Consider the following 23,474-nt stretch of genomic DNA (forward strand, 5'->3'; position numbering starts at 1 on the left):
ATACAAATTTTTATAATGGTAAATTAGAATGTTTTTTCGGCGGCATAGAATCTTTCTTAGTTGAAAGCGTACATAAAGCTCTGATAATTCTAAAACGGGTATTACGAGGTTCAATAACATCGTCAATATAACCGTACATAGCTGCTTGATAAGGATTGGCAAACATATCCTGATATTCCGCTTCTTTTTCTTTAAAGAATTTTTCTTTTTCGACAGGATCAGTAATACTTTTTAAAGCTTTAGCTTCAAGAACTTCGATAGCTCCTTTAGCTCCCATAACCGCAATTTCTGCAGACGGCCAAGCATAATTAGCATCGGCACGAAGTTGTTTGCAACTCATAACATCATGGGCACCGCCATAAGATTTTCTTAGAGTAATAGTAACCTTAGGCACTGTAGCTTCGCCAAAAGCAAATAATAATTTCGCTCCGTGAATAATTATGCCGCCATACTCTTGTCCGGAACCCGGTAAGAAACCGGGAACATCAACAAAAGTGACTATAGGTATGTTGAAAGCATCACAGAAACGAACAAAACGGGCACCTTTGCGAGATGCTCCAATATCTAATACTCCTGCAAGATATTTCGGTTGATTTGCAACAATACCAACGGGCATACCGTTGAATTTTGCAAAACCTACTACCATGTTTTTCGCATAATTTTCATGAACTTCCAGGAAGTCGCCATTATCAATTACCGCGTGAATTACATCAAGAACATCATAAGGTTGATTCGGATTATCCGGAATAATTCCGTTCAATGAATCTTCCAAACGATCAATTGGGTCATCACAAGGAGTAAGTATCGGATCCTCCATATTATTATTAGGGACGAATTCCATCAACTTTCTGATGAGCATTAAACCTTCTTCCTCGTCTGTAACTTTAAAGTGAGCTACGCCTGATTTACTTGCGTGTACAGTAGCGCCGCCAAGATCTTCAGTTGTAATATCTTCTCCGGTAACGGTTTTTGTAACTTTCGGACCGGTAACAAACATGTAAGAGTTTTTCTCACTCATGATAACAAAGTCTGTAAGAGCGGGTGAATATACTGCTCCGCCGGCACAAGGACCGAAAATAGCCGATATTTGAGGTACTACACCTGACGCCATAATATTTCTCTGGAAAATTTCGGCATAACCTGCCAAACTGGTAACACCTTCTTGGATACGTGCACCGCCGCTATCGTTAATTCCGATAATAGGAGCACCTACCTTTAAGGCTTGATCCATAATCTTGCAAATTTTTTGAGCAAAAGTTTCAGATAAACTGCCACCCATTACAGTAAAATCCTGAGAGAAAACATATACGATTCTCCCGTCGATAGTACCTCTTCCGGTAACAACTCCATCACCCAGAATGAGTTGTTTTTCCAATCCGAAGTTAGTACATCTGTGAGTTACGAACATGTCATATTCTTCAAAACTTCCTTCATCAAGAAGCATCAGAATACGCTCTCTTGCAGTCATTTTTCCTTTTGCATGTTGAGCTTCAATGCGGTCTTCTCCGCCGCCAAGTTGAGCCTTTTGTCTTAGCTCAATAAGTTGGTTTAATTTCTCTTGATTGGTCATATCTATAGTTGTTGTTTGATCAATTACTTATTCGGATTTTCACACAATTCGGTTAAGACACCGCCGGTAGCCTTCGGATGCAAAAAAGCAATACGTAAACCTTCGGCGCCATTGCGAGGGTCGGCATCAATAAGCTTAACATCTTTATCTTTCAATTCTTCTAAGGCAGCCTTAACATTATCAACGCTATATGCTATATGATGAATACCTTCGCCTCTTTTTTCGATGAATTTAGCTATTGTACTTTCCTCATCTGTCGGTTCAAGCAATTCTATTTTAGTTTGACCCAGTTTGAAAAAAGCAGTTTTTACTTTTTGGTCTGCTACAACTTCAATATTATAACATTTCAAACCTAAAATATTTTCATAATAAGGCAAGCTTTCTTCAATGCTTTTAACGGCAATCCCGATATGCTCTATGTGATTGAGTTTCATGATAATAACTTATTTTTTCAATTTATTCTGCAAAGGTAAGGTTTTTATAACAATAACATATTCTTTTTTTTGTTTTTTTTTAAACCTTTCGAATAAATCTTAGGAATCAATTTCACTTGGCTTTATTAACTTGAAAATCTTATCGGAACGTCTTAAGTAAATGGGATAGAATATTGAACAGGCTTCACCTTTTGTAACTTTATCAACAGGTTTATTATCAAAATATAATTCTTTAACAATAAATTGTTCCACACCAGTTGTAGGGCCGATAATCATAATTTCATCTCCCACCGAAAGGTCATCCGCATCTAAAGTAAGTTCCACCACTTTCAACTTAGTAAAATAATTTGTTACCGAACCAATATATTTCTTCACTTTAGTTGCTCTGTTCCCATATAATTCTGTCCATTCAATAAAATCTTTTCCCAAATAATAACCGGAACAAAAACCTCTATTGAACACTGTACTTAATCTCTCATTCCAGTCATTAATTTTTGTTTGATTAAAAGTATTTTCGAAATATGATTCAACTGCTTCCTTATAGCATTGGGTGACAATTTTAACATATTCCGGCCCCCTACCCCTTCCTTCAATTTTTAAAACAGTGACTCCGGCAGACAAGATTTGATCAAGAAATTCTATTGTTTTAAGATCCTTTGGCGACATAATATACTCGCCATCAATATCCATTTCTATTTCTCTGTCTTTATCATAAACAGTATATTGTCGGCGGCACAACTGATAACAACTACCGCGATTAGCCGAAGCTTCACTTCCGTAAGTATCTAAACTCAAGTAGCATTTCCCGGAAATTGACATACAAAGAGCCCCATGCACAAATAATTCCATTTGTAATAGTTTCCCGGATGGTCCGCAAATATTTTCTTCTTTTATTTTATCGCAAATACTTTTTATTTGCTTGATATTAAGTTCTCGCGCAAGAACTATTACATCAGCGAATTCGGAGTAAAATTTCACTGCTTCGAAATTGGATACATTGCATTGAGTTGAAATATGTACTTCCACACCTACCTTGCGGGCATATCTGATAATCGCCAAATCAGAAGCGATAATTGCAGAAATATTATTTTCTTTTGCCGCATCTATGATTGAATAAGCTTCTTCTAATTCTTCATCGTAAATTACGATATTAAGCGCCAGATATGATTTTACATTATTAGCAATACATATTTCCGAAATAGCTTTTAAATCCAGAATTGTAAAGTTTTGTGCAGAGGCTCTTGCCCGCATGTTAAGTTTATCTACACCAAAATAGATAGAACCCGCACCAGCCTGAATTGCAGCAGCTAAAGCCTCAAATGAACCAACCGGCGACATTATTTCAATTTTGTTATTAATCATAAATAAAGAAAAACAATTTCAGATTGCAAAGGTACGGAAGAATTAATAATTAAAGTTAAGAATTGAGGTTATTTTGTAATTATGAGTTCCAAATCCGGGAGTTTAAAATCATCATTACTTCACTGTCATAAGCATATCCATGAAGTTTTTATCATAACATCTAAATATTAAATAATACATTTTTATTTTTTCATCTTTTATTTTTAATCAGTTCTTTTATTTTTCTGCAAAAAAGTATAAATTTGCAAATATTTTTTTAATAATTTTTTGTTAAAGATAAATGGAAACCGGAAACCATATAAAAATAAAATCGGGGCGTAATTAACCGAAAAGCCATAAGAGTAGGTTAAAACTAAAATTTATTTATTATGAGAAAATTAAGCTTATTATTATTTCTAACAATTTTCGGAGTAACATTATGTTATGCTCAAGATGTAATTACAAAACAAAACGGTGAAGACATTCAAGCCAAGGTAGTGGAAATTGGTTCCAATGAAGTTAAATACAAGAAATTCGACAATCAGGATGGGCCCATATACTCAATACCTACTTCTGAAATTTTAATGATTAGATATGAGAATGGCTCGAATGAGGTTTTTTCCACAAAAAAAGAGGTTGTAACAACAAGTACTACTATATACCCAAGCCATGAAACGCCACAAGGTATCAGACCAAATATGTTATATAAAGAATACAAAGACTTATATCAACCTAGTATGTATATAAGACATTATACTGATCCGTATAATCCTCCTATTATGGGTTTGTGTTCATTCTTTATTCCCGGTCTGGGACAAATGATCTGTGGTGAAGTAGGAAGAGGTTTTGCATACCTTGGCGGGACTATAGGTTGTGGCATTATTGCAGGAATTGGCTCAGCAATGCTCGTTGGTTATGGCAGTCCTGGCGGACTTATTATGTTCATTGGAGGTGGTTTAGGAGCTACGGCAGTAGGTATTTGCAGCATTGTTGACGGTGTTAGAGTTGCAAAAATCAAAAATATGTATGCAAGAGATTTGCGTGATATGTCGGCATTTAATATAGAACTTGCTCCTTATATTGATTATATGGCTGTAGGCAACAACATTATTGTGCCGGTTGGTGTTTCAATGATTGTATCGTTTTAATTTATGCTCCGAAGGTCGAATTTTAAATTCGACCTTCGGATTTTATAATAATTGATTTATATGAAAAATTTATTTCTACTTCTATCATTAACAGTTTTCGTATCTACAATCTGTTTCTCACAAGACATAATAACAAAGTTAAACGGAGAGGATATTCAAGCGGTTATATTGGAAACCAGCAGAGCCGAAGTCAAATACAAAAAATACGGCTATATGAACGGTCCCATTTACACAATCTCAACTTCAGACATAATAATGATTAGATATGAAGACGGAGAGAAACAGATTTTTGTACAACAAGCTCAAACTCCTTACTCATACTATGATCCATTTGCCGCTTCTTCCCATAAAGCGCCTGAAGGGATAAATCCAAATATGCTATATAATGAATATAAAGGTTTATATCAACCAAGCCTTTATGTCAGTCATTACTCTGACCCCTATAATCCTGCAATAGCAGGTGTTTGTTCGTATTTTATTCCCGGTTTGGGACAAATGCTTTGCGGCGAAGTAGGAAGAGGTTTTGCATATCTTGGCGGCACTGTCGGATGCTTTGCAGTTTCGGTCACAGGAATGGCAATAACAGCGGCATTTCTTAACCCAGCAGGGCTTGTGATATTTACCTGTGGATTAATTGGCTGTGCAGCAATTGATATTTGCAGTATAATTGACGCCGTTAAGGTTGCTAAAATTAAAAATATGTACACAAGAGATATTCGCAATATGACAGCTATTAATATTGAACTTGCTCCTTACATTGATTACTTAACCATTGGTAACAATTTTGTTATGCCCGTCGGCGCATCTTTGATTGTGTCTTTCTAAGTTGAAAATTTAAAAAAATTAACTATCAACTTTCAAATTCCAACTAAATTAACTACCTTTGCAATCCCAAAAGTTCGGGGTGTGGCGCAGTTGGTTTAGCGTGCTTGACTGGGGGTCAAGAGGTCGCGAGTTCGAGTCTCGCCACTCCGACAACAAATAAAAAAAGGTGTTCTTAATGAACACCTTTTTTTATTATTCGAAAATCTGAATATTTACATTGTCAATCAGTAAAATTCGACTTAATGATTATTACTTTCTTATTCCTTTCACAATAGCTTTGATAGCCGGAGTTTTTTCAGAATCGGTGGAAATTGTAACATTAATTTCAACTTCTTCATTCTTATCAGCTAAACCTTTTGTGTTAATTCTCAATATAACCTCACCTGTTGAGTTTGGACCGATCGGACTTTCGGGAAGTATTGCAGTAACATTTTCATTGTCGACAACAACATTTGTGAGAATCAAATCTATCGTTCCGTTATTGCGGACAATAAGATTTCTGTCATAAACACGATTATTTTTAAAGTCGCCTAAATCAACAACACTCTTCTCAATTACTCCTTCGGAAAACTTCGTAAGTTCGCTAACAACATGACCTTTTATAGTGAGACCTACTTTGTCTGGAGTTCCGTTTGTTGTTATTGTTACGGTTTTACCGAAAGGATTAGTAGTAGCTGCTCTTGTAGAAGTATATGTTACGGATACCACACCTGTTTCACCCGGCATAATCGGAGTTTTTGTCCATTTAGGAACAGTACATCCGCACGTAGCTTTTGCATTAGTTATCATTAATGGTTCATCTCCGGTATTTGTAAATACAAAATCATGAGTAACATCTTTTGCACCGACTAATATTTCACCAAAGTTGTGATTGGTACTTTCAAATTCTATTTTTGGACCTTTATTTTGTCCGAAACTTGTTAAGCAAATTACTGCTAAACAAATTAATGCAATGAATTTTTTCATAATTAATTAACTTTTTATATTTTTACTTATCCTCTTTATAAACTATAATTCTTTACTATTTTTTTCTTTTGGCATTTTCACGTGCTTGAGCTTGTTGCGACTTTTGCAGGTCTTCAAGTTTCTTCTGCCAACTTGATTTTTTCTTAGGTTTAGCTTTATTACTTGCAGCTTTAAGTAACATTTTTTCTCTTAATTTTTCCGGAGGAACAATCTTACCTATTATAAACATTTGTGCAAAAGTAATTAAATTTGTCAATAAATAATAATAACTCAATCCGGCTGAATAAGAATTAAAAATTCCAAGGAATAAAATGGGCATAGCATAAAGCATAAACTTCATTCCGGGCTGATTAGCCTGTCCCATTGTTTTATTATTTATTCTCGTATAAATTATTGTAGATATTGTCATTAGAAGTGTAAACAAACTTACATGGTCGCCGTAGAATGGAATATTAAACGGCAAATCAAGAATAGAATCATAAGTTGATAAGTCGTCTGCCCAAAGAAAAGGTTGCTGTCTTAACTCAAAAGATACGGGGAAAAAGCGGAACATCGCAATCAATATCGGAAACTGTAAAAGTTGAGGCAAACAACCGGCCATCGGACTAATACCAAATTTCTTATACATAGCCATCGTTTCCTGTTGTTTCTTCATTGCATCTTCCTGATTAGGATATTTTTCGTTAATTGCGTCCATCTCAGGTTTAACTGCCCGCATCTTTGCGCCATTCAAATATGATTTATATGTAATCGGGAATAGAATCAATTTCAACAATAATGTTAAAACCAAAATAATCAATCCGTAATTCCAGTTAAATTGTTCCAAGAAATTAAAGACTGTTAGAACTCCATATCTATTTATCCATCTTACCAGAAAGAAATTACCAAGATTAATCTGATCTTCGAGTTGTATTCCGTATTTTTTCAGCTCCTTAAATTTATTAGGACCAAAATACATCGACATATCGAAAGATTCCGAAGGATCACCCGAATAAGGAATAACCATCTCGGCTTTCATGGTTTTAATATATCGCGAAATGTTATTGGCTTTATTTTTATCAACTTCAGAAGTTATTTCTCCGGAAACAAAGGCATCATCATTTTTTGCAATTAATGATGATGTAAAGAATTGTTGTTTAAATGAAACCCATTCGGTTTTTACCGGTAATTTCTTACTTCCGTCCTTATTCTCCGTAATATTATTTACATCCTTATCTCCGGTAAATTTATAATAGATATTTGTTCCGTTCAAACGGCTCTCCTTCGACTTTTCTTGTTGCCTCATATCAATCGACCACAAGAAATCTACAAATCCATGATGAGATGAAACATAATCCTTCATTCCAACTATATTAAGACTTACATCTATCATATAATCATCATAAGGAACATGATAAGAATATTCTATATATCGGCGGTAATCAACAGAATCATTAATTAAAGGATATACTCTAAAATTAAAGTCGTAACCACTTTCATCATTAACAATAATTTCCGATTTGTTTTCAGACGGTGTAAAATACAACTTTTCGGTTTCAATTAATCTATTATTTGAGAAAAAATTAATGCCGAATTTATTTGAGCTTCCTTCAAATAATATTAACGGCAATGAATCGTAAGTTTGAAATTCTTTTAATTGAACCGAATAGAGTTTACCTCCGAGGTTAGAAAAAATCAATTTTAATTTATCTGTTTCAATCGTATAAAACTCTTCTTTTCCAGTTACAAAACTTGCAAAAACACCAAATTTATCATTTAAAATTGCATTCTTTTCTTCAACTGTTACATTTGCCGGTAAATGATCATTACTTGATTTAATGATTTCTTCCTGTATTTCTTGGAAAATTCTGATTGAATCTGCTCTGAGTTGTGCTTTCATTATCGAATCGCGACGCTGTTCCTGGGCAAATTTCTCTTCTTCCGTAAGAGGTTTATAGTTCCACCATGAATAAAGAGCTATCAGTACAAAAATTACGATCAACCCTATTATATTATTTTTACTCATCTAATCTATTCAAATTATATTATTATTTATTTTCGATAGCTGCTTTGATAAATCCGACAAAAAGCGGATGAGGATTTAAAACAGTACTCTTATATTCGGGATGAAATTGTACACCTATAAACCATGGATGGTTTGGTAATTCAATTATTTCCATCAAGTTATCTTTTTCATTAACTCCGGAAAAAATCATACCTTTTTCGAAAAAGCTATCCATATATTCATTATTAAACTCGTATCTGTGCCTATGTCTTTCTTTTATATCATCAGCATTATAAACAGAATGAGCACGAGTATCTTCAATTAAATGACAATCATAATTACCCAAACGCATTGTACCGCCGAGTCCGGCAATTTTTTTCTGCGCTTCCATCATATCAATGACAGGAAATTTTGTGTTCGGATTAATTTCCGTTGAATGCGCATTTTTCAAGCCTATAACATTTCTTGCAAATTCAACAACAGCACATTGCATACCGAGACAAATTCCCAGAAATGGAATATTATTCTCACGGACATATTTGATTGCCTTTATTTTTCCTTCAATGCCACGCTCGCCAAAACCGGGAGCAACAAGTACAGCATCCATTTCGGATAAAAAATCTTCAACATTTCCGTCTTCAATCATTTCCGAGCTGATACGATGAACATTAACTTTACAATACTGAACAGCACCGGCATGCGTAAATGCCTCAAGTATAGATTTATAAGCATCTTTAAGCTCAGTATATTTACCTACTAATGCAACATTTACTTCGTGCTTCGGATTATCCAATTCATTGAGAAAATTTTCCCATTCTTTCATATCCGGCTCCTTAAAATTATCGCATTTGGTTTTCTTGAGAACCTCAACATCAAGTCCTTCTTTACGCATATGCAAGGGTACACGATAAATGGTATCAGCATCTATCGACTGAATAACAGCAGATTGCGAAACATTACAAAACAAGGCGATTTTCCTTCTGATGGAATCATCCAAATCATGTTCCGTTCTACAAACAATTATATCAGGTTGAAGTCCTTGTTCCAGCAAAGTTTTTACGGAGTGTTGCGTAGGTTTCGTTTTCAGTTCGCCGGCAGCTTTTAAATAAGGTACCAAAGTCAGATGAATAGAAACACAGCGATCGCCGAGTTCCCATTTCATCTGTCTAACTGCCTCTATATATGGTAAAGACTCAATATCACCAACAGTGCCGCCTATTTCCGTAATCACGAAATCGTAATTACCGGTTTTAGCCAATGTTTTAATCCAATACTGAATTTCATCGGTTATATGAGGTATAACCTGAACCGTCTTTCCAAGAAAATCTCCGCGTCTTTCCTTTTCAATTACAGTTTTATAAATTTTACCAGTTGTAACATTATTACGCATTGAAGTCGGTTCATTGAGAAATCTTTCGTAATGACCTAAATCGAGGTCTGTTTCCGCACCATCTTCAGTAACATAACATTCCCCGTGTTCATAAGGGTTCATCGTTCCCGGATCAACATTAATATATGGATCAAGTTTTTGGATAGCAACTTTAAAACCTCTTGCTTTCAAGAGGTTACCTAATGAAGCGGAAATAATCCCTTTTCCTAAAGAAGAAGCAACTCCGCCGGTTACAAAAACATACTTAGTTTGATTCATTTTTTTATCAATAAAACACAAACGACAAAGGTAGTAAAAAAACTAAGTTTAACCTAAAAACGGCTTCAGATTATTACATCTAAGATTTGATCTTAATCTTCTAAGTGCTTTTTCTTTGATCTGTCTAACTCTTTCGCGGGTAAGGCCATATTTTGTACCTATTTCCTCTAAAGTCAGGCTATATCCTATACCGATTCCGAAGTGAAGCATAAGTATTTCTCTTTCCTTATCATTAAGAAGAGATAAAGATCTCTGAATTTCCAACGACAAAGATTCATCCATAAGTAATGCATCCGGATCAGGGTTCGAATTACTGTTCAAAACATCTAAAAGACAATTTCCTTCTTCATTCGGCAAAGGGGCATCAACCGATACGGTTTTAAGATTCATCCTGAAAGCGGAATCAACTTTATTATCTGGAAGATCCAAACTGTCTGCTATTTCAGCCGCAGAAGGAACTCTTTGCAAACTTTGTTCTAATCGAGAATATTCTTTCTTGATTTTGCTTATTGTACCAACTTGATTCAAAGGTAAACGCACAATTCTTGATTGCTCGGCAAGAGCTTGTAAAATAGATTGACGAATCCACCAAACAGCGTAAGAAATGAATTTAAAACCTCTTGTTTCATCAAATTTTCTTGCTGCTTTTATCAAGCCTACATTTCCTTCATTTATAAGGTCAGGCAAACTAAGTCCTTGATTTTGATATTGTTTAGCAACCGAAACAACGAATCTAAGATTAGCATTCACCAATCTTTCGAGAGCTTTGTCGTCGCCTGTTTTGATTTTTTGTGCAAGTTCGACTTCCTCTTCCGGAGTGATAAGTTGTTCTTTACTAATATCAGAAAGATATTTATCGAGAGCTGCAACTTCTCGATTAGTAATAGATTTTGAAATTTTTAATTGTCGCATTGTAAATTTCCTTTACATAATTTATTATTTGTTAATACTAAATTTATTCAAGCAAAAATAATAACGGTTTTCGACACACAAAAATTGCATGTCGAAAACCAAAATTTAAAATATGTTTTGTATGCAAAAATTACATACCGAAACCGTAATAAGCTTTAACGCCGTTAGGATATCTGCCTTCAACCAAGACTCCGCCTTTTTTATTAGACAGTATTTCAATAAGATGATCTACATTTCTAACACTGGCATGATCAACTTTAGTAATCAAAAAACCATCTTTTATTCCGGCAGATTTAAGGATGCCATCTTGCACCTTAGAAATAATAACGCCATTTGTGGAATTATATTTTGTCAAATCGTTTTTTGTTGCATTTTTTATTTCCGCACCCAACAATTTATTATAATCCGCCGTTAATTCCGTCTTCTTAGACACTCCGTTTTCACCGGCAAGAAGCACATTAAATTTCATTTCCTTACCTTGTCTATCGACTGTAACTCTGACAGTTTGGCCGGGTCGGTATTGACTAACTTTTTCCATCAATTCGGAAGTAGAAGAAACACCTTTATCATCAATAGCAACTATCACATCACCTTTTTTAATACCTGCCGATTTAGCATTTCCGGTATCAGTAACCTCGCTCACATATACACCTTGTAATACATGTAAATTTTCTTGACTTGCAAATGAACTGTTAATATCCCCTATTTTAACTCCGAGCAAAGCTCTTTGAACTTTTCCGTAATCTTTCAAATCCTCAACAACTTTTTTCACAATGTTAACCGGAATTGCAAAGGAGTAACCGGCAAAATAACCTGTTCCGCTTGCAATCGCAGTGTTGATACCAATAAGTTCGCCCTTGGTATTAACCAAAGCTCCTCCGCTGTTTCCGGAATTGAGGGCCGCATCCGTTTGAATAAATGCTTCCACAGCAGAAGCTGTTTGTGTATTTGGTAAAATATTAATATTTCTTGCTTTTGCAGAAACAATACCGGCAGTAACAGTAGAAGTTAAATTAAGAGGATTACCAACTGCAAGCACCCATTCTCCTACCTTAACTTTATCGGAATCGCCGAAAGTAAGATAAGGCAAACGCGTATCATCAATCTTTAGCAAGGCCAAATCTGTAGACGGGTCTGTTCCAATAATTTCAGCAATATAGGACCTCTTGTCATTTAAAGTTATTTCCACCTTTATAGCATCTTGTACAACATGATTATTTGTAACAACATAACCATCCTGTGAAATTATTACACCGGAGCCAGTGGCAATAACCGGTGCAGATCCTCTATTAGGATAATTAAATAAATCTCTAAGATCAAAATAATAATCGTAAAGATTATTTTTACGTGCAAATTCGGTTTTAATATGTACAACCGCCTGAGTACTTTTTTCGGAAGCTTCAACAAAATCGACATTTCCTAATTGGGCATTCATTGTTTTCGGGGGTATAACAGCAAATGCAACTGCTAATATAAGCAGTGGTAAAAAATTTTTCTTCATAATGCTAATATTTAATATAATTCAGATTTATGTGTATATCAACAAATATACCAAAGCGGATTATCAACTGCCAAAATGGCCGGCAATTATAAATTATTAACGGAGCAACTTTTTATCTGTATATCTCCCTTTCGTCTAATGCTTTTTGAAATTTGCGTGCGTTTTCTTTATGTTGTTTGTATGTTTTCGCAAAAAGGTGTCTTCCCGAAAAATCATGAGATGCACAGAAGAAAATATAGTCGTGATCTTCGTAGTTAAGTACTGCATCTATAGAACTTATTGAAGGAATCCAAATAGGTCCCGGCGGTAATCCTACATGTTTATATGTATTATAAGGTGAGTCTATCTGCTTGTGCCTGTTCAAAACACGCCTTACATTCTGATTTTCGAGCAAATAAACCAAAGTAGGATCAGCCTGTAGTTTTTGTCTGTTATTCAGTCTGTTTACATAAACACCTGCAATTGTAGCCTTTTCGTCATTCACATTAGTTTCACGCTCTACAATTGAAGCAAGTATAACTACTTCTTCAAGCGTAAAATTAATACTGTCTGCCAGACCTTTACGCTTATCATTCCAGAATTTGTCACTTTCTTTTTTCATTCTTTTCCAAAAAGATTGAGCATCTGTATTCCAGTAAAATTCATAAGTATTGGGTATTAACATCAAATAAGCATTATTAGAATTCATTTCTAAAGTTTTCAGAAACTCTTCATCAAAATATGTATCAACTAAAGAAGCCGAATCCGCCGCAATTTGCGTTGCAACTCTTGAAGCAAGTGTCTGTATATTTCGAGTACTATTAAAAACAACCCTTACAGGAGTTTGCTCACCAAGTTTCAGCTTGTGAATTAACTCTTTATCAGTCATACCATCCTTAATAACATATCTTCCCGGTTTAATATTATCAATATAATTTTCTTTCTCCGCGTGTTTTATAAATTTTTTCGGGTTAATCAAAACAGTATCCGAAACTAATTTTTCCACAATTTGATCAAAATTTGTTGTATCACGAATATAAAGTGAATATTGCTCTGCACCTCTAAGATCAACATTTGGACTATTTACATGTTTTGTTGCAAAATGATATCCGAGAGGAATTAGTGTTATTACAACAATTATAATAATTCCAAGTACTGATTTTTTATCTTGTTTCGTCATAATTATTTATTAGTTGAAATGTTAATTCATTTTTCCATGAATTTTCTATCATTAACCAATCTTTTTTCTCGGCACACTTAGTAAAGTTCAATTTTGTAAATAATTCTATACTTATTGTGTTATCAACTTCAATATTACAATACAATTGTCTAAGGTTTAAAATATTGAATGTATAATTTATTATAATCTCAAGAGCATCTTTAGCAAAACCCTTATTTCTTTCTTCCTTAACAATCATTATGCCAACCGCCGCTCTTCTATGTAAAGGTTCGAAATCGCTAAGGTCGATACAACCAATCGGGATATCATCATCTTTCTTACAAACAATTAGTCTAAGTTGTTTTGAAGTGTATATATCGTAATTCATTGATTGATTTATGAATTGCGAAAGAGTATCTTTAGAATAAGGCATTAAAGTGACACCGTGTTTCCACAACTCGATATTATTCTCCCAATCATAAAGAATATTTAAATCGGATGGTTCCAAAGCTCTTAGATATACATATTTCCCAATCATAACAAATCTATTTCGCCTTTAAAAACAAATTCGGGTCTTGCCTGAAGTTTGATATTCTCATACACATAGTTTTCTCTATTAAAGGAAACGATATGTTGACCGCCATTGTTGTTCACAACAACATTATTTATATCATTATTGAATATCTCGGAATATGTTATTGCAGCAGCTACAGAGCCTGTTCCGCAACTGAAGGTTTCATCCTCAACACCTCTTTCGAAAGTTCTGATTTGTAATATTTCATCTTCTTTTATCGTCACAAAATCGACATTAGATCCGCCTTCTATTTTATTAATATTATTTCTGAAATATTTTCCCAAAGTTACTACATCAATTTTATTAACATCGTTAACAAAAATAACGAAATGCGGACTACCTGTATTACAAAAAAAACCTTTGGAAATATTCTCAGCGGCAGCAACCTTTTTATCGGCACTATTCAGAAAAATTTCATACGGACTGTCGGTATTGCTCAAAGAGATTCTAAATGACCCATCATTATTTTTTTCAAAAGAATGATTTCCGTCGGATGCAATGAATGAATTTATTTCGATATTTAAAAACCTGACGGCATAATCAACCGCACATAAACTACCGTTACCGCAGAATGTATCTGTTGATCCGTCCGAATTATAAAAAAATATTTTAAACCCTTCTTCATGTTCCGGTTTTATGAATATTAATCCGTCCGCACCGATACCAAAACGCCTGTCACATAACTTATGTATAAGATTAGCATCACTGATATGAATTTCGGTAATAATAAAATCATTACCGCAACATTGATATTTAAAAAACTTCATTTATAAACTTTTTGATTTTACAAAGGTATGAAATTATTAATAATGTAGAAAATTTATGTTTTTATACTATAACGAATCTTCATTGATTTGTTACCAAGTTCCTCTCCCCAATAGTGAATTGGAATTTAAATTTTAATTCATAAACTAAAAGAGCGAAAGCCGGCAAACCAACTTTCGCTCTTCAGTTATTTTATACCCGTCAACTATTAATAAAAATCTAAGGTATTATTAACTATCTTAACATTATCTTGAATGCCCTTAAGTGCATTTCTTGTAAGACGTGATGTGGTTTGAGATTCTAACCTGCGTTGATCTGCAGCAAAATCCGTTTTTTCCTGCGGATTTTCTTTCAAAGTCTTTGTGAAGATATAAACCGCTTGTTCACCTTTAATTGCACCTGTTAATTGATTCACGGGAGCAGCAAACATTGCACCAATAACATATGGTTCAACTCCGTAAGCAGGAATATTAGAAATATTATTTGTTATTTCCGCATTTGCAACTGTTGTACTCAACTTATTAGCAATATCATTAATATTGTTTGATGTTGCTTTTATATCGTTCAGTTCTTTCAAAAGATTTTCTGCTTTTTTATCTCTTATCACTAATGCTTTGATTTCACTTTCCATTTGAGCAAGTGATCTATATCCTTCATTATTAACAGATTTTAAAGAAGCTACATAAAGATTACCATCATACTCGAAAATTTTGGATACGGCTCCAACTTTAGTATTTTTATCAAAAGCCCATCTAACTACTTCACGTGAGTTTTGAACAGCCGGCAAACCGCTTGAGTTTTTTGTAAAATTGGTTGGCTTAACATTTAAACCTTTTTCTCTTGCTACAGCAATCATATCGTCATAATTCTTCACATTAGCGGCAAAATCACTCATCATAAAATAAGCAGCTGTATGTGTATTTGTACTTGGAATTATTGAACGTGAAAATAATGCTAATTTATATTTCGGTGTAAATGCTGCTTTATCTTCTATCTTCACAATATGGTAACCGAAAACCGTTTCAACTACATCAATAGTTCCGACTTTATTTTCGACAACAAATTCATTAAACTCAGGAACCATCATTCCATCTGTAAACCAACCTAATTCACCATTGTTACCGGAATTAGACGGATCATCCGAAAATTCTTTAGCAAGAACTCCGAATTGGCTTGGAGAAGCTTTTATTAATCCTAATAATCTTTTAGCTTCCGATTCGGCTTCTGCTTTTGTGCGGGTAATACTTTCGGCAGCATTATATGCTCCTTGGTATGATAACAAAATATGTGAAGCTTTAAGAGAATCCGCACGACTTTGGATTCCTTCAACTTTAGCAAACAATAATTGTCCGTCCTCTTCAAACGGAGCAACAAAATCACCTTCGCTTAAACCGTTAAGTCTTGCAAGCATATTAGGACTAATTTCATCAGATTTTAGCCATAAATCGCTATAAGGAGTTTCCGATTCAAAAGTCAAGAAAGATCTAACGTCTGTTGTAGTCTCAAATTGTTGAAACAATTTATTAACATCCTCTACTGTTCTTTCTCTGTCTTCTCTTGTAGGTACAACTTGATATTCAATATATTCAACTTCGCGAATTTCATCAACTTTATATTCTTCCTTATGTTCACTATAATACTTTTGAAGTTCGGCTTGTGTAACAGTATATAATGAATCCGGAAGGTCTCTGTATCTCTTTGCAACAAATTCAACATCATATTTAGTGAATTTATCATTATGCTCCTTCAATGCAAGTGCGGACGGAACATAAAAACCTTTAGAAATCAGGTTGTTGAATTTTGATTCTAAAGTTTCTTTTTTGATAAGAGATTCAATATAGAGATAATTATTTTTTATTTCGGCAGGAATAACATTAGGATTATTAAGATTCAAAAGGAAATAATCCAATTGTTCGTGATCCAAAGTACCTGTTTGAGGATTTGTGAAGTTCGACACAATATATTGATGTGGATTAGCACCTCTGACAAGGTCGTTCAATTCTTTTGTAGTTACTGTTAATCCGAGATAATCGGCCTGCTTGCCCAGAATGATTTCCTTAACCATCTCATTCCAAACTGTTTCTCTAATAGAGAATGCCATGCCAGAAAGAGTCTGCGGATCTGTATTATTAGCTCTCATGTTAGTTTGAACATCCACTTCTTTAGCGAAATCATACCATGAGATTTTTTCTCCATCAACAATACCTACCGCTCTTTCAGACGGGTCTGTATTACCACGACTAAAATCTCCGATAATAAATGCTAAAAGAGCTACACCAATTACTATCATGCAAAGCACATAGTACTTTCTTATTTTTCCAATTGCTGCCATTTTTTCTAAAAAATTTATTAAAAAATTGAGGCTGCAAATTTACAACTTATTGATGAAGTATCAAACTTTTTTTGAAAAGTTTTTTGAAAATAAAATTTCTTTAGTGTATTTTCAATGATTTTCAATACATTTTTACTATTTTTGCGGCATGGAAACAATAAGACAACAGCGAGTACAATCGCTTATTCAACAAGAACTTGGAGAACTTTTCAGAAAGCAAACCCCTGAATGGTTTCCCGGAATGATGCTGACAGTTACAAAGGTTATTATTTCTAAAGATTTATCTGTAGCAAAAGTTTATGTCAGTATTTTTGGCAAAGAAAGTAACCAAAAAATCTTAAATATAATAAAAGAACATTCAAAAGAAATAAGATACCTACTTGGGTCGCGCATTGGAAAACAATTGAGAATCATACCTGAATTAGCATATTTTTTAGATGATTCTTTGGATTATATTGATAATATTGACAAGCTTCTTAAAGAATGAATCTCCCGCTGTTCATAAGTTTCAGATACTTAAAATCTAAGAAAACCCATAATGTAATAAATATTATATCATGGGTATCGGTAATAGGTATTTGTATTTCTACTGCAGCTCTTATAATCGTTCTTTCCGTTTTTAACGGTCTGGAAGGATTAATTACTTCAATGTATTCATCCTTTGATCCCGATATAAAAATCATTCCTAAAAAAGGAAAAACAATTTCTATAAGCGATATAGATTTCAATAAAATTGAAAACCTTCCTAATGTTATTGCGGTAAATAAAATTATTGAGGAAAATGTTTTATTGAAAAACGATAAACAACAATTAATTGCAACTATTAAGGGTGTTGACGAAAATTATTTTGACTCCGGAAGATTGTATGATTTTATTGTTTTCGGTGATGAAAGCGGGATTCGTCATAATCAGGCCGTCATCGGATATGGAATTGCATATTACCTTAATATTCATACAAATAATTTCCCGCAGCCATTAACAATAATGATTCCCAAGAGAAGCGCTTCTAACCTTCTTAATCCGCTAAACGCTTTCAACACAAAGACAATTCCTATTTGCGCTATTTTTTCAATTCAAAAAGAACTTGACGACAAATATTTATTTATTCCGATATCATTAGCTCAAGAATTATTGAATTATAAAGATGAGATAAGCGCCGTAGAAGTTTTAATTGACAACGAATTAAAATACAAAGACATTCAAAAGCAAATTTCACAAATCGTCGGGGATAATTTCTATGTAAAAAATCATTATGAACTTCAAGAAACGCTTTACAAAGTAATGCGTTCCGAAAAAACTGCCGTATATATTATATTGTCGTTTATCATCTTAATTGCCGCTTTCAACATAATCAGCTCTTTATCAATGCTAATTATAAATAAAGAAAAAGACATTACAATTTTACACAGCATGGGAGCAAGTACTAAAACCATAAAGAAAATTTTCTTTTACGAAAGTATGCTTTTATCGCTTAGCGGTGCGATTATCGGATTATTTTTAGGATTTATTTTATGTTTATTACAACAACATTTTCACTTAATAAAATTCGGCAACGGCGGCTCGTTTATAATTGACAGTTATCCAGTAACAATGGTTTTCGGCGATTTTGCTTTAGTATTTATTACCGTTTTAGTCATTAGTATTATAACATCATTAATCCCCGTAATGAAAATAAAAATTAATATTAATTATAATCGAAAGTAGATTTTTTATATCTTCGCAACTTATATTTAATAGAAATGACAAATTTTAAGAGAATCTTACGCTATTTAGGGTTTTACAAATTAAACATAGTTCTAGTTTTCGTTTTTACAATATTATCCGTAATCTTTTCCTTATGTTCTTTTGCTTTTTTCATCCCCGTTTTTGAAATTTTATTTAAAACGAAAACAATAGAGACGGCATCACCTGCCCCAATTAATTTTAATAATATTTTTAATATTCAGGCACTGAAAGATAATTTTTATTATTACTCAAATTCAATGATTGATAATGTAGGCTCACAAAAAGCGCTTCTATATATTGTACTTATTATTATACTATTATTCTTTCTGAAAAATCTTTTCAGATATTTAGAATCGTTTTTTACTGCTCCTGTAAGAAACGGCGTTGTTCAAAGGATGCGAAACGAGTTATATAATAAAATGTTAATACTGCCATTATCATTTTATTCTGAAAGGAAAAAAGGCGATATTATAACACGACTTACCTCAGATATTCAAGAAATAGAAGTTTCGGTCATGGGTTCATTGGTTATGTTGGTCAGAGAACCTGTAACATTGATACTATATGTTACCACACTTCTTATACTTAGTCCGAAAATGACACTGTTTTCTTTTATTCTTTTACCGGTAAGCGGATTTATAATCGGGAAAATTAGTCGTTCACTTAAAAGAACAGCTAACACCGGACAAATTCATTTAGGAAATTTAATTTCATCTATTGAGGAAAGCATCGACGGACTAAGAGTCATTAAGGCTTTCAACGCAATTGATCATGCACAAACCAGCTTTGAAAAGGAAAACCAGAAATATACTAAATTGATGAATAAGATTTACAGAATTAGAAATCTTGCTACCCCATTAAGTGAATTTCTTGGTGTATGTGTTGTTGTTTTAGCAATTTGGTTCGGAGGAAAACTTATTCTATCCGGCGGCTCACTTTCCGCACCAGTATTAATTGTATATATTGCAATTTTTTCGCAACTTTTGCCTCCGATAAAAAATATTACTCAATCATATTATGACATAAAAAAAGGGGCGGCTTCACTTGATCGTATTGATGCTATTTTAAGAGCAGAAGAAGTTATTACCGAAAAACCGGATGCAATTTCAAAATTAAGTTTCGATAACAATATTCAATTTATTGATGTTTCTTTTAAATATGAAGAGGCTTATATTTTAAAACATATTTCCTTCACTATTGAAAAAGGTAAAAAAATTGCTATTGTGGGCCCGTCAGGTGCAGGAAAAACATCTATCATCAATTTGATTCCCCGTTTTTACGACTGCACTTCCGGTGTAATTTGTGTTGATAATATTCCTATTCCCGATTTAAATATTGATAATTTGAGGAATTTATTCGGATTAGTAAATCAGGATACAATATTGTTTAATGATACCGTTGCGGGAAATATAGCTTTTGGTATCGACAATTATAATATTAATGATATTATCAGGGCTGCGAAAATTGCTAATGCTCACGATTTTATCATGGAACTACCTAATGGTTATGATACGATTATCGGCGATCGCGGCACTAAGCTTTCCGGAGGACAAAGACAAAGGATCAGTATTGCACGGGCTTTACTGAAAAATCCGCCTATACTATTACTCGACGAAGCCACTTCATCTCTTGACACAGAATCGGAAAAAGCGGTCCAAGAAGCATTGGAGTTGCTTATGCAATCACGAACATCAATCATTGTTGCACACAGACTTTCAACCATAACTAATTGCGATAGAATCATTGTTCTTGATAAAGGAGAAATTGCAGAAGAAGGCACACATGCAGAATTATATGCACTTAACGGATTATACAAAAAGTTGTGTGATATGCAGACGATATAAGGTAAAAAAGAATGTTCGTTTTTACTTCTCCTGAATTAAGTGACGCAGAATGGTGTATAATCTGGAAGACAAGATTGAAAAAGTGAACAAATAATAATAACTATAAAATATAAAGACTTGAAAATATAAAAATTTATCCAAGTTCAATCCCCCCAATCTACATAATTTATATTATCTTTGTTTCTTGGTTTCGTTTAGAGGTCAAAAATAATGGAAGAATATATTAATATCAAAAATATTGTTGAATCTAAAGCTCCTGAAAAAGCTAAGAAAATCCCGAATTTCATATTCAAATTGATAAACAGGATTCTGTGCGTAAAGCAGATTAATGCTTTTCTCAACAAACACGGTCATGAGTATGGGATTGAATTTGTGGATAGTGTGCTTTTCGATCTTTCGCAAGCAACAATAAAGACTACAGGATTAGAAAATATTCCTGAAAACGGCAAACTTGTTTTTGCATCAAATCATCCGCTTGGTGGTTTAGACGGATTGGCTTTTATACATGTTGTCTATAAAAAACGACCAAATATTACCTTTCCCGTCAATGACTTTCTTACTTTCATTCCTAATTTCAATGAATTTTTTATTCCTGTTAACAAAGTCGGTTCGAATTCGCGAGAAGCAATAAAATTTATACAGGAAGCTTTCGAATCGGATAGAACTATATTGATGTTTCCGGCAGGATTATGTTCTAGAAAAATTAAGAGAAAGATTGTTGACCTTGAATGGAAAAAGACATTTGTAAAACAAGCAGTTGCTACTCAAAGAGATATTGTTCCCGTTTTTATTAACGGAAAAAACTCCAACTTGTTCTATAATACGGCTAATCTTAGAAAGTTTTTCAAAATCAAGTTCAATATTGAAATGATGTTACTACCAAGCGAAATGTTTAAACAAAAAGGAAAAACTATTGAATTAATAATCGGGAAACCGATTCCATGGCAAACATTCGACAAATCTAAATCGGATAACGAATGGGCGAGTTTGTTGAGAGAACACGTATATGAACTTCAAAAAAATAATAATGCGATTTTTATGGACAATGTTAATAAAATAGATAAATTGAATAAAAAATGAGTCTGATGTCATTACAAAAAGTATAGAAACAAAACAGCTAATAAAAAAGAATTAATTCAACAACCGGCCGTTTTAAATACCATCCTTGTAATGATTAAATCAAAATACAGAACTCAAAATCATTAAACGATTCTACGCAAAATAAACATGAAACAAATTATTGAAGCTTACGATAAAGAAATTATCAAAAATGAATTAGAAAAAGTAAGATTGTTTAAAACTTCACCCTACGGCAATCATGAAATATATATTTTTACTAATGAAAAATCCCCGATTCTTATGCGGGAAATCGGCAGATTGCGCGAAATAACATTCAGGCACGCCGGCGGCGGAACAGGAGAAAGCGTTGATATAGACGAATATGACACCGGGGAAAATCAATTTACACAACTAATTGTATGTAATCCGCAAACAAAAGAAATTATGGGCGGTTACAGATATTTAACCGGCGATAAAATTAAAATCGAAAATAACAAACTTCTCACTCCTACCGGTAAACTTTTTGAATGTACTGCCAAATTTCACAAGGAAATTACACCGTATATGATAGAATTAGGCAGATCTTTCGTTATTCCGGAGTATCAGGCAAGCGGCGAAATAAAAAAGGGTATTTTCGTACTGGAAAATCTTTGGATGGGACTTGGCTCTATAGTTTTTGAAAATGAATTCCTTAAATATACTTTCGGAAAATTTACAATGTATCCCGAATACAATGCTTTCGCCCGAGATATACTTTTAAATTTTCTTGAAAGATATTTTCCCGGAGATGAAAATCTCTGTAAACCGAGAATTCCGGTTAAACTAAAATATTCAATTGAAGAATTAAATAAACCTTTCGTTTGGAATAATTACGAGGAAGATTACAAAACTCTAATTAGAGTTCTTAAAGAAAACGGAGAAATAATTCCTCCTCTTGTAAATTCTTATATGAACTTATCACATTCCATGAAAGTTTTCGGCACAGCTATAAACGACCATTTCGGGAATGTTGAAGAAACAGGAATCTTAATTCCTATTGATGAAATTGTTCCGGCAAAATTGGAACGTTACGGACTCCGAAGAAGAATAACATAGTAATTAATAGTAAGAAATGACAATAAAAACAGCAGAATTCGTAATCAGTTCAACAAACATCTCCCAGAGTCCCAACAACTTACCGGAAGTGGCTTTTATAGGCAGGTCTAATGTGGGGAAATCCTCTCTTATTAACATGCTCGTTAACAAGAAAAACCTTTGCAAAACCTCATCAACGCCGGGAAAAACAAAATTGATAAATCATTTTATTATCAATAGCTCAATTTATTTTGTAGATCTTCCCGGTTACGGTTTCGCAAAAGTCAGCAAGAAAGAAAGAGAAAAATTGGAAATGATGATCTCATCTTTTATCATCAATGATAAAAATCTTAAAAAACTCTACATTCTTGTTGATTCAAGGCACGAACCAATGAATATCGACCTTGTTTTTATTGAGAATGTTTATGATATAAATATTGATTTTGCACTCGTACTTACAAAATGTGACAAGATTTCGGTACCAAAACAAAAAAAACATATTGAATTGTTCAAAAATAAAATCACAGAATTTGCGCCCGAACTCGATTTTGATATAATTACAACTTCTTCTAACGGTCTCGGAAAAGAAGAATTATTGGAAAATATTTTTAATGCAACAGAAAAGTAGAAAGAT

20 protein-coding genes and 1 tRNA gene are annotated in these 23,474 nt (G+C 33.5%); 9 read left to right on the forward strand and 12 right to left on the reverse strand.

From position 1 onward, the window contains the following. Nucleotides 1-10: 10 nt before the first annotated feature. From LBP67_00270 to LBP67_00280, 3 genes are all read right to left on the reverse strand, one after another. Entirely contained in the window at nt 11-1,570 is a 1,560-nt protein-coding gene (locus LBP67_00270; GenBank protein ID MDR2083421.1) for an acyl-CoA carboxylase subunit beta, read from the reverse strand. 23 nt (nt 1,571-1,593) lie between these two features. Next, a complete protein-coding gene (mce, locus tag LBP67_00275) occupies nt 1,594-2,004 on the reverse strand; it encodes a methylmalonyl-CoA epimerase (protein MDR2083422.1) in 411 nt (136 codons plus the stop codon). A gap of 99 nt (nt 2,005-2,103) precedes the next feature. Beyond that, nucleotides 2,104-3,366 (reverse strand): U32 family peptidase, encoded by a 1,263-nt coding sequence (locus LBP67_00280; protein MDR2083423.1) that lies wholly within the window; start codon nt 3,364-3,366, stop codon nt 2,104-2,106. Between the two features lie 368 nt (nt 3,367-3,734). Between LBP67_00280 and LBP67_00285 the strand changes: the two genes are divergently transcribed. The 3 genes from LBP67_00285 (at nt 3,735) to LBP67_00295 (ending at nt 5,468) form a co-directional block, all read left to right on the forward strand. Then, entirely contained in the window at nt 3,735-4,493 is a 759-nt protein-coding gene (locus LBP67_00285) for a hypothetical protein (protein MDR2083424.1), read from the forward strand. Between the two features lie 60 nt (nt 4,494-4,553). After that, the gene (locus LBP67_00290) at nt 4,554-5,318 is read left to right on the forward strand and encodes a hypothetical protein (GenBank protein ID MDR2083425.1); all 765 of its coding nucleotides are present in this window, start codon (nt 4,554-4,556) and stop codon (nt 5,316-5,318) included. Nucleotides 5,319-5,393: 75 nt separating this feature from the next. Beyond that, a tRNA-Pro gene (locus LBP67_00295) sits at nt 5,394-5,468 on the forward strand. A 99-nt stretch (nt 5,469-5,567) separates the two neighbouring features. On the opposite strand, the gene LBP67_00300 is transcribed toward LBP67_00295, so the two are convergent. From LBP67_00300 to LBP67_00340, 9 genes are all read right to left on the reverse strand, one after another. Further along, on the reverse strand, nt 5,568-6,284 hold the full coding sequence (locus LBP67_00300; protein MDR2083426.1) for a DUF1573 domain-containing protein: 717 nt from the start codon (nt 6,282-6,284) through the stop codon (nt 5,568-5,570). Between the two features lie 55 nt (nt 6,285-6,339). Further along, a complete protein-coding gene (gene yidC / locus LBP67_00305; GenBank protein ID MDR2083427.1) occupies nt 6,340-8,289 on the reverse strand; it encodes a membrane protein insertase YidC in 1,950 nt (649 codons plus the stop codon). Nucleotides 8,290-8,311: 22 nt separating this feature from the next. Next, entirely contained in the window at nt 8,312-9,916 is a 1,605-nt protein-coding gene (locus LBP67_00310; GenBank protein ID MDR2083428.1) for a CTP synthase, read from the reverse strand. Nucleotides 9,917-9,964: 48 nt separating this feature from the next. Continuing rightward, nucleotides 9,965-10,828: an RNA polymerase sigma factor RpoD/SigA gene (locus tag LBP67_00315; GenBank protein ID MDR2083429.1), complete on the reverse strand. Its 864-nt coding sequence runs from the start codon at nt 10,826-10,828 to the stop codon at nt 9,965-9,967. A 130-nt stretch (nt 10,829-10,958) separates the two neighbouring features. Continuing rightward, nucleotides 10,959-12,329: a trypsin-like peptidase domain-containing protein gene (locus LBP67_00320; GenBank protein MDR2083430.1), complete on the reverse strand. Its 1,371-nt coding sequence runs from the start codon at nt 12,327-12,329 to the stop codon at nt 10,959-10,961. Nucleotides 12,330-12,441: 112 nt separating this feature from the next. Continuing rightward, nucleotides 12,442-13,488 (reverse strand): endolytic transglycosylase MltG, encoded by a 1,047-nt coding sequence (gene mltG / locus LBP67_00325; protein MDR2083431.1) that lies wholly within the window; start codon nt 13,486-13,488, stop codon nt 12,442-12,444. Then, nucleotides 13,472-14,005: a GNAT family N-acetyltransferase gene (locus LBP67_00330; protein MDR2083432.1), complete on the reverse strand. Its 534-nt coding sequence runs from the start codon at nt 14,003-14,005 to the stop codon at nt 13,472-13,474. Before LBP67_00330 ends, mltG begins: the two co-directional genes overlap by 17 nt. After that, a complete protein-coding gene (gene dapF, locus LBP67_00335; protein MDR2083433.1) occupies nt 14,002-14,808 on the reverse strand; it encodes a diaminopimelate epimerase in 807 nt (268 codons plus the stop codon). Before dapF ends, LBP67_00330 begins: the two co-directional genes overlap by 4 nt. A 206-nt stretch (nt 14,809-15,014) precedes the next feature. Beyond that, the gene (locus tag LBP67_00340; protein MDR2083434.1) at nt 15,015-17,138 is read right to left on the reverse strand and encodes a peptidylprolyl isomerase; all 2,124 of its coding nucleotides are present in this window, start codon (nt 17,136-17,138) and stop codon (nt 15,015-15,017) included. A gap of 148 nt (nt 17,139-17,286) precedes the next feature. On the opposite strand from LBP67_00340, the gene rbfA reads away from it, so the two are divergent. From rbfA to yihA, 6 genes are all read left to right on the forward strand, one after another. Next, nucleotides 17,287-17,625: a 30S ribosome-binding factor RbfA gene (gene rbfA, locus LBP67_00345; GenBank protein ID MDR2083435.1), complete on the forward strand. Its 339-nt coding sequence runs from the start codon at nt 17,287-17,289 to the stop codon at nt 17,623-17,625. Further along, nucleotides 17,622-18,842, forward strand: a complete 1,221-nt coding sequence (locus LBP67_00350; GenBank protein MDR2083436.1) for an ABC transporter permease — start codon at nt 17,622-17,624, stop codon at nt 18,840-18,842. Before rbfA ends, LBP67_00350 begins: the two co-directional genes overlap by 4 nt. Before the next feature lie 35 nt (nt 18,843-18,877). Further along, nucleotides 18,878-20,707: an ABC transporter ATP-binding protein/permease gene (locus LBP67_00355; GenBank protein MDR2083437.1), complete on the forward strand. Its 1,830-nt coding sequence runs from the start codon at nt 18,878-18,880 to the stop codon at nt 20,705-20,707. Nucleotides 20,708-20,917: 210 nt separating this feature from the next. Further along, nucleotides 20,918-21,787: a 1-acyl-sn-glycerol-3-phosphate acyltransferase gene (locus LBP67_00360; protein ID MDR2083438.1), complete on the forward strand. Its 870-nt coding sequence runs from the start codon at nt 20,918-20,920 to the stop codon at nt 21,785-21,787. Between the two features lie 147 nt (nt 21,788-21,934). After that, the gene (locus LBP67_00365; GenBank protein MDR2083439.1) at nt 21,935-22,861 is read left to right on the forward strand and encodes a GNAT family N-acetyltransferase; all 927 of its coding nucleotides are present in this window, start codon (nt 21,935-21,937) and stop codon (nt 22,859-22,861) included. Between the two features lie 16 nt (nt 22,862-22,877). Then, nucleotides 22,878-23,468 (forward strand): ribosome biogenesis GTP-binding protein YihA/YsxC, encoded by a 591-nt coding sequence (gene yihA, locus LBP67_00370; protein ID MDR2083440.1) that lies wholly within the window; start codon nt 22,878-22,880, stop codon nt 23,466-23,468. Nucleotides 23,469-23,474 lie beyond the last annotated feature (6 nt).

The sequence above is a fragment of the Bacteroidales bacterium genome (genome assembly GCA_031276035.1).
Taxonomy (GTDB): Bacteria; Bacteroidota; Bacteroidia; order Bacteroidales; family BM520; genus RGIG7150.

What these genes read in the sequence shown, in the direction of transcription:
- LBP67_00340 (MDR2083434.1), bottom strand. Translation starts at nt 17,138, where the DNA reads ATGGCAGCAATTGGAAAAATAAGAAAGTACTATGTGCTTTGCATGATA.
- rbfA (MDR2083435.1), top strand. Translation starts at nt 17,287, where the DNA reads ATGGAAACAATAAGACAACAGCGAGTACAATCGCTTATTCAACAAGAA.
- LBP67_00355 (MDR2083437.1), top strand. Translation starts at nt 18,878, where the DNA reads ATGACAAATTTTAAGAGAATCTTACGCTATTTAGGGTTTTACAAATTA.
- mltG (MDR2083431.1), bottom strand. Translation starts at nt 13,488, where the DNA reads ATGACGAAACAAGATAAAAAATCAGTACTTGGAATTATTATAATTGTT.
- LBP67_00300 (MDR2083426.1), bottom strand. Translation starts at nt 6,284, where the DNA reads ATGAAAAAATTCATTGCATTAATTTGTTTAGCAGTAATTTGCTTAACA.
- mce (MDR2083422.1), bottom strand. Translation starts at nt 2,004, where the DNA reads ATGAAACTCAATCACATAGAGCATATCGGGATTGCCGTTAAAAGCATT.
- yihA (MDR2083440.1), top strand. Translation starts at nt 22,878, where the DNA reads ATGACAATAAAAACAGCAGAATTCGTAATCAGTTCAACAAACATCTCC.
- LBP67_00310 (MDR2083428.1), bottom strand. Translation starts at nt 9,916, where the DNA reads ATGAATCAAACTAAGTATGTTTTTGTAACCGGCGGAGTTGCTTCTTCT.
- LBP67_00315 (MDR2083429.1), bottom strand. Translation starts at nt 10,828, where the DNA reads ATGCGACAATTAAAAATTTCAAAATCTATTACTAATCGAGAAGTTGCA.
- LBP67_00365 (MDR2083439.1), top strand. Translation starts at nt 21,935, where the DNA reads ATGAAACAAATTATTGAAGCTTACGATAAAGAAATTATCAAAAATGAA.
- LBP67_00285 (MDR2083424.1), top strand. Translation starts at nt 3,735, where the DNA reads ATGAGAAAATTAAGCTTATTATTATTTCTAACAATTTTCGGAGTAACA.
- LBP67_00320 (MDR2083430.1), bottom strand. Translation starts at nt 12,329, where the DNA reads ATGAAGAAAAATTTTTTACCACTGCTTATATTAGCAGTTGCATTTGCT.
- LBP67_00280 (MDR2083423.1), bottom strand. Translation starts at nt 3,366, where the DNA reads ATGATTAATAACAAAATTGAAATAATGTCGCCGGTTGGTTCATTTGAG.
- LBP67_00330 (MDR2083432.1), bottom strand. Translation starts at nt 14,005, where the DNA reads ATGATTGGGAAATATGTATATCTAAGAGCTTTGGAACCATCCGATTTA.
- LBP67_00350 (MDR2083436.1), top strand. Translation starts at nt 17,622, where the DNA reads ATGAATCTCCCGCTGTTCATAAGTTTCAGATACTTAAAATCTAAGAAA.
- LBP67_00290 (MDR2083425.1), top strand. Translation starts at nt 4,554, where the DNA reads ATGAAAAATTTATTTCTACTTCTATCATTAACAGTTTTCGTATCTACA.
- LBP67_00270 (MDR2083421.1), bottom strand. Translation starts at nt 1,570, where the DNA reads ATGACCAATCAAGAGAAATTAAACCAACTTATTGAGCTAAGACAAAAG.
- dapF (MDR2083433.1), bottom strand. Translation starts at nt 14,808, where the DNA reads ATGAAGTTTTTTAAATATCAATGTTGCGGTAATGATTTTATTATTACC.
- LBP67_00360 (MDR2083438.1), top strand. Translation starts at nt 20,918, where the DNA reads ATGGAAGAATATATTAATATCAAAAATATTGTTGAATCTAAAGCTCCT.
- yidC (MDR2083427.1), bottom strand. Translation starts at nt 8,289, where the DNA reads ATGAGTAAAAATAATATAATAGGGTTGATCGTAATTTTTGTACTGATA.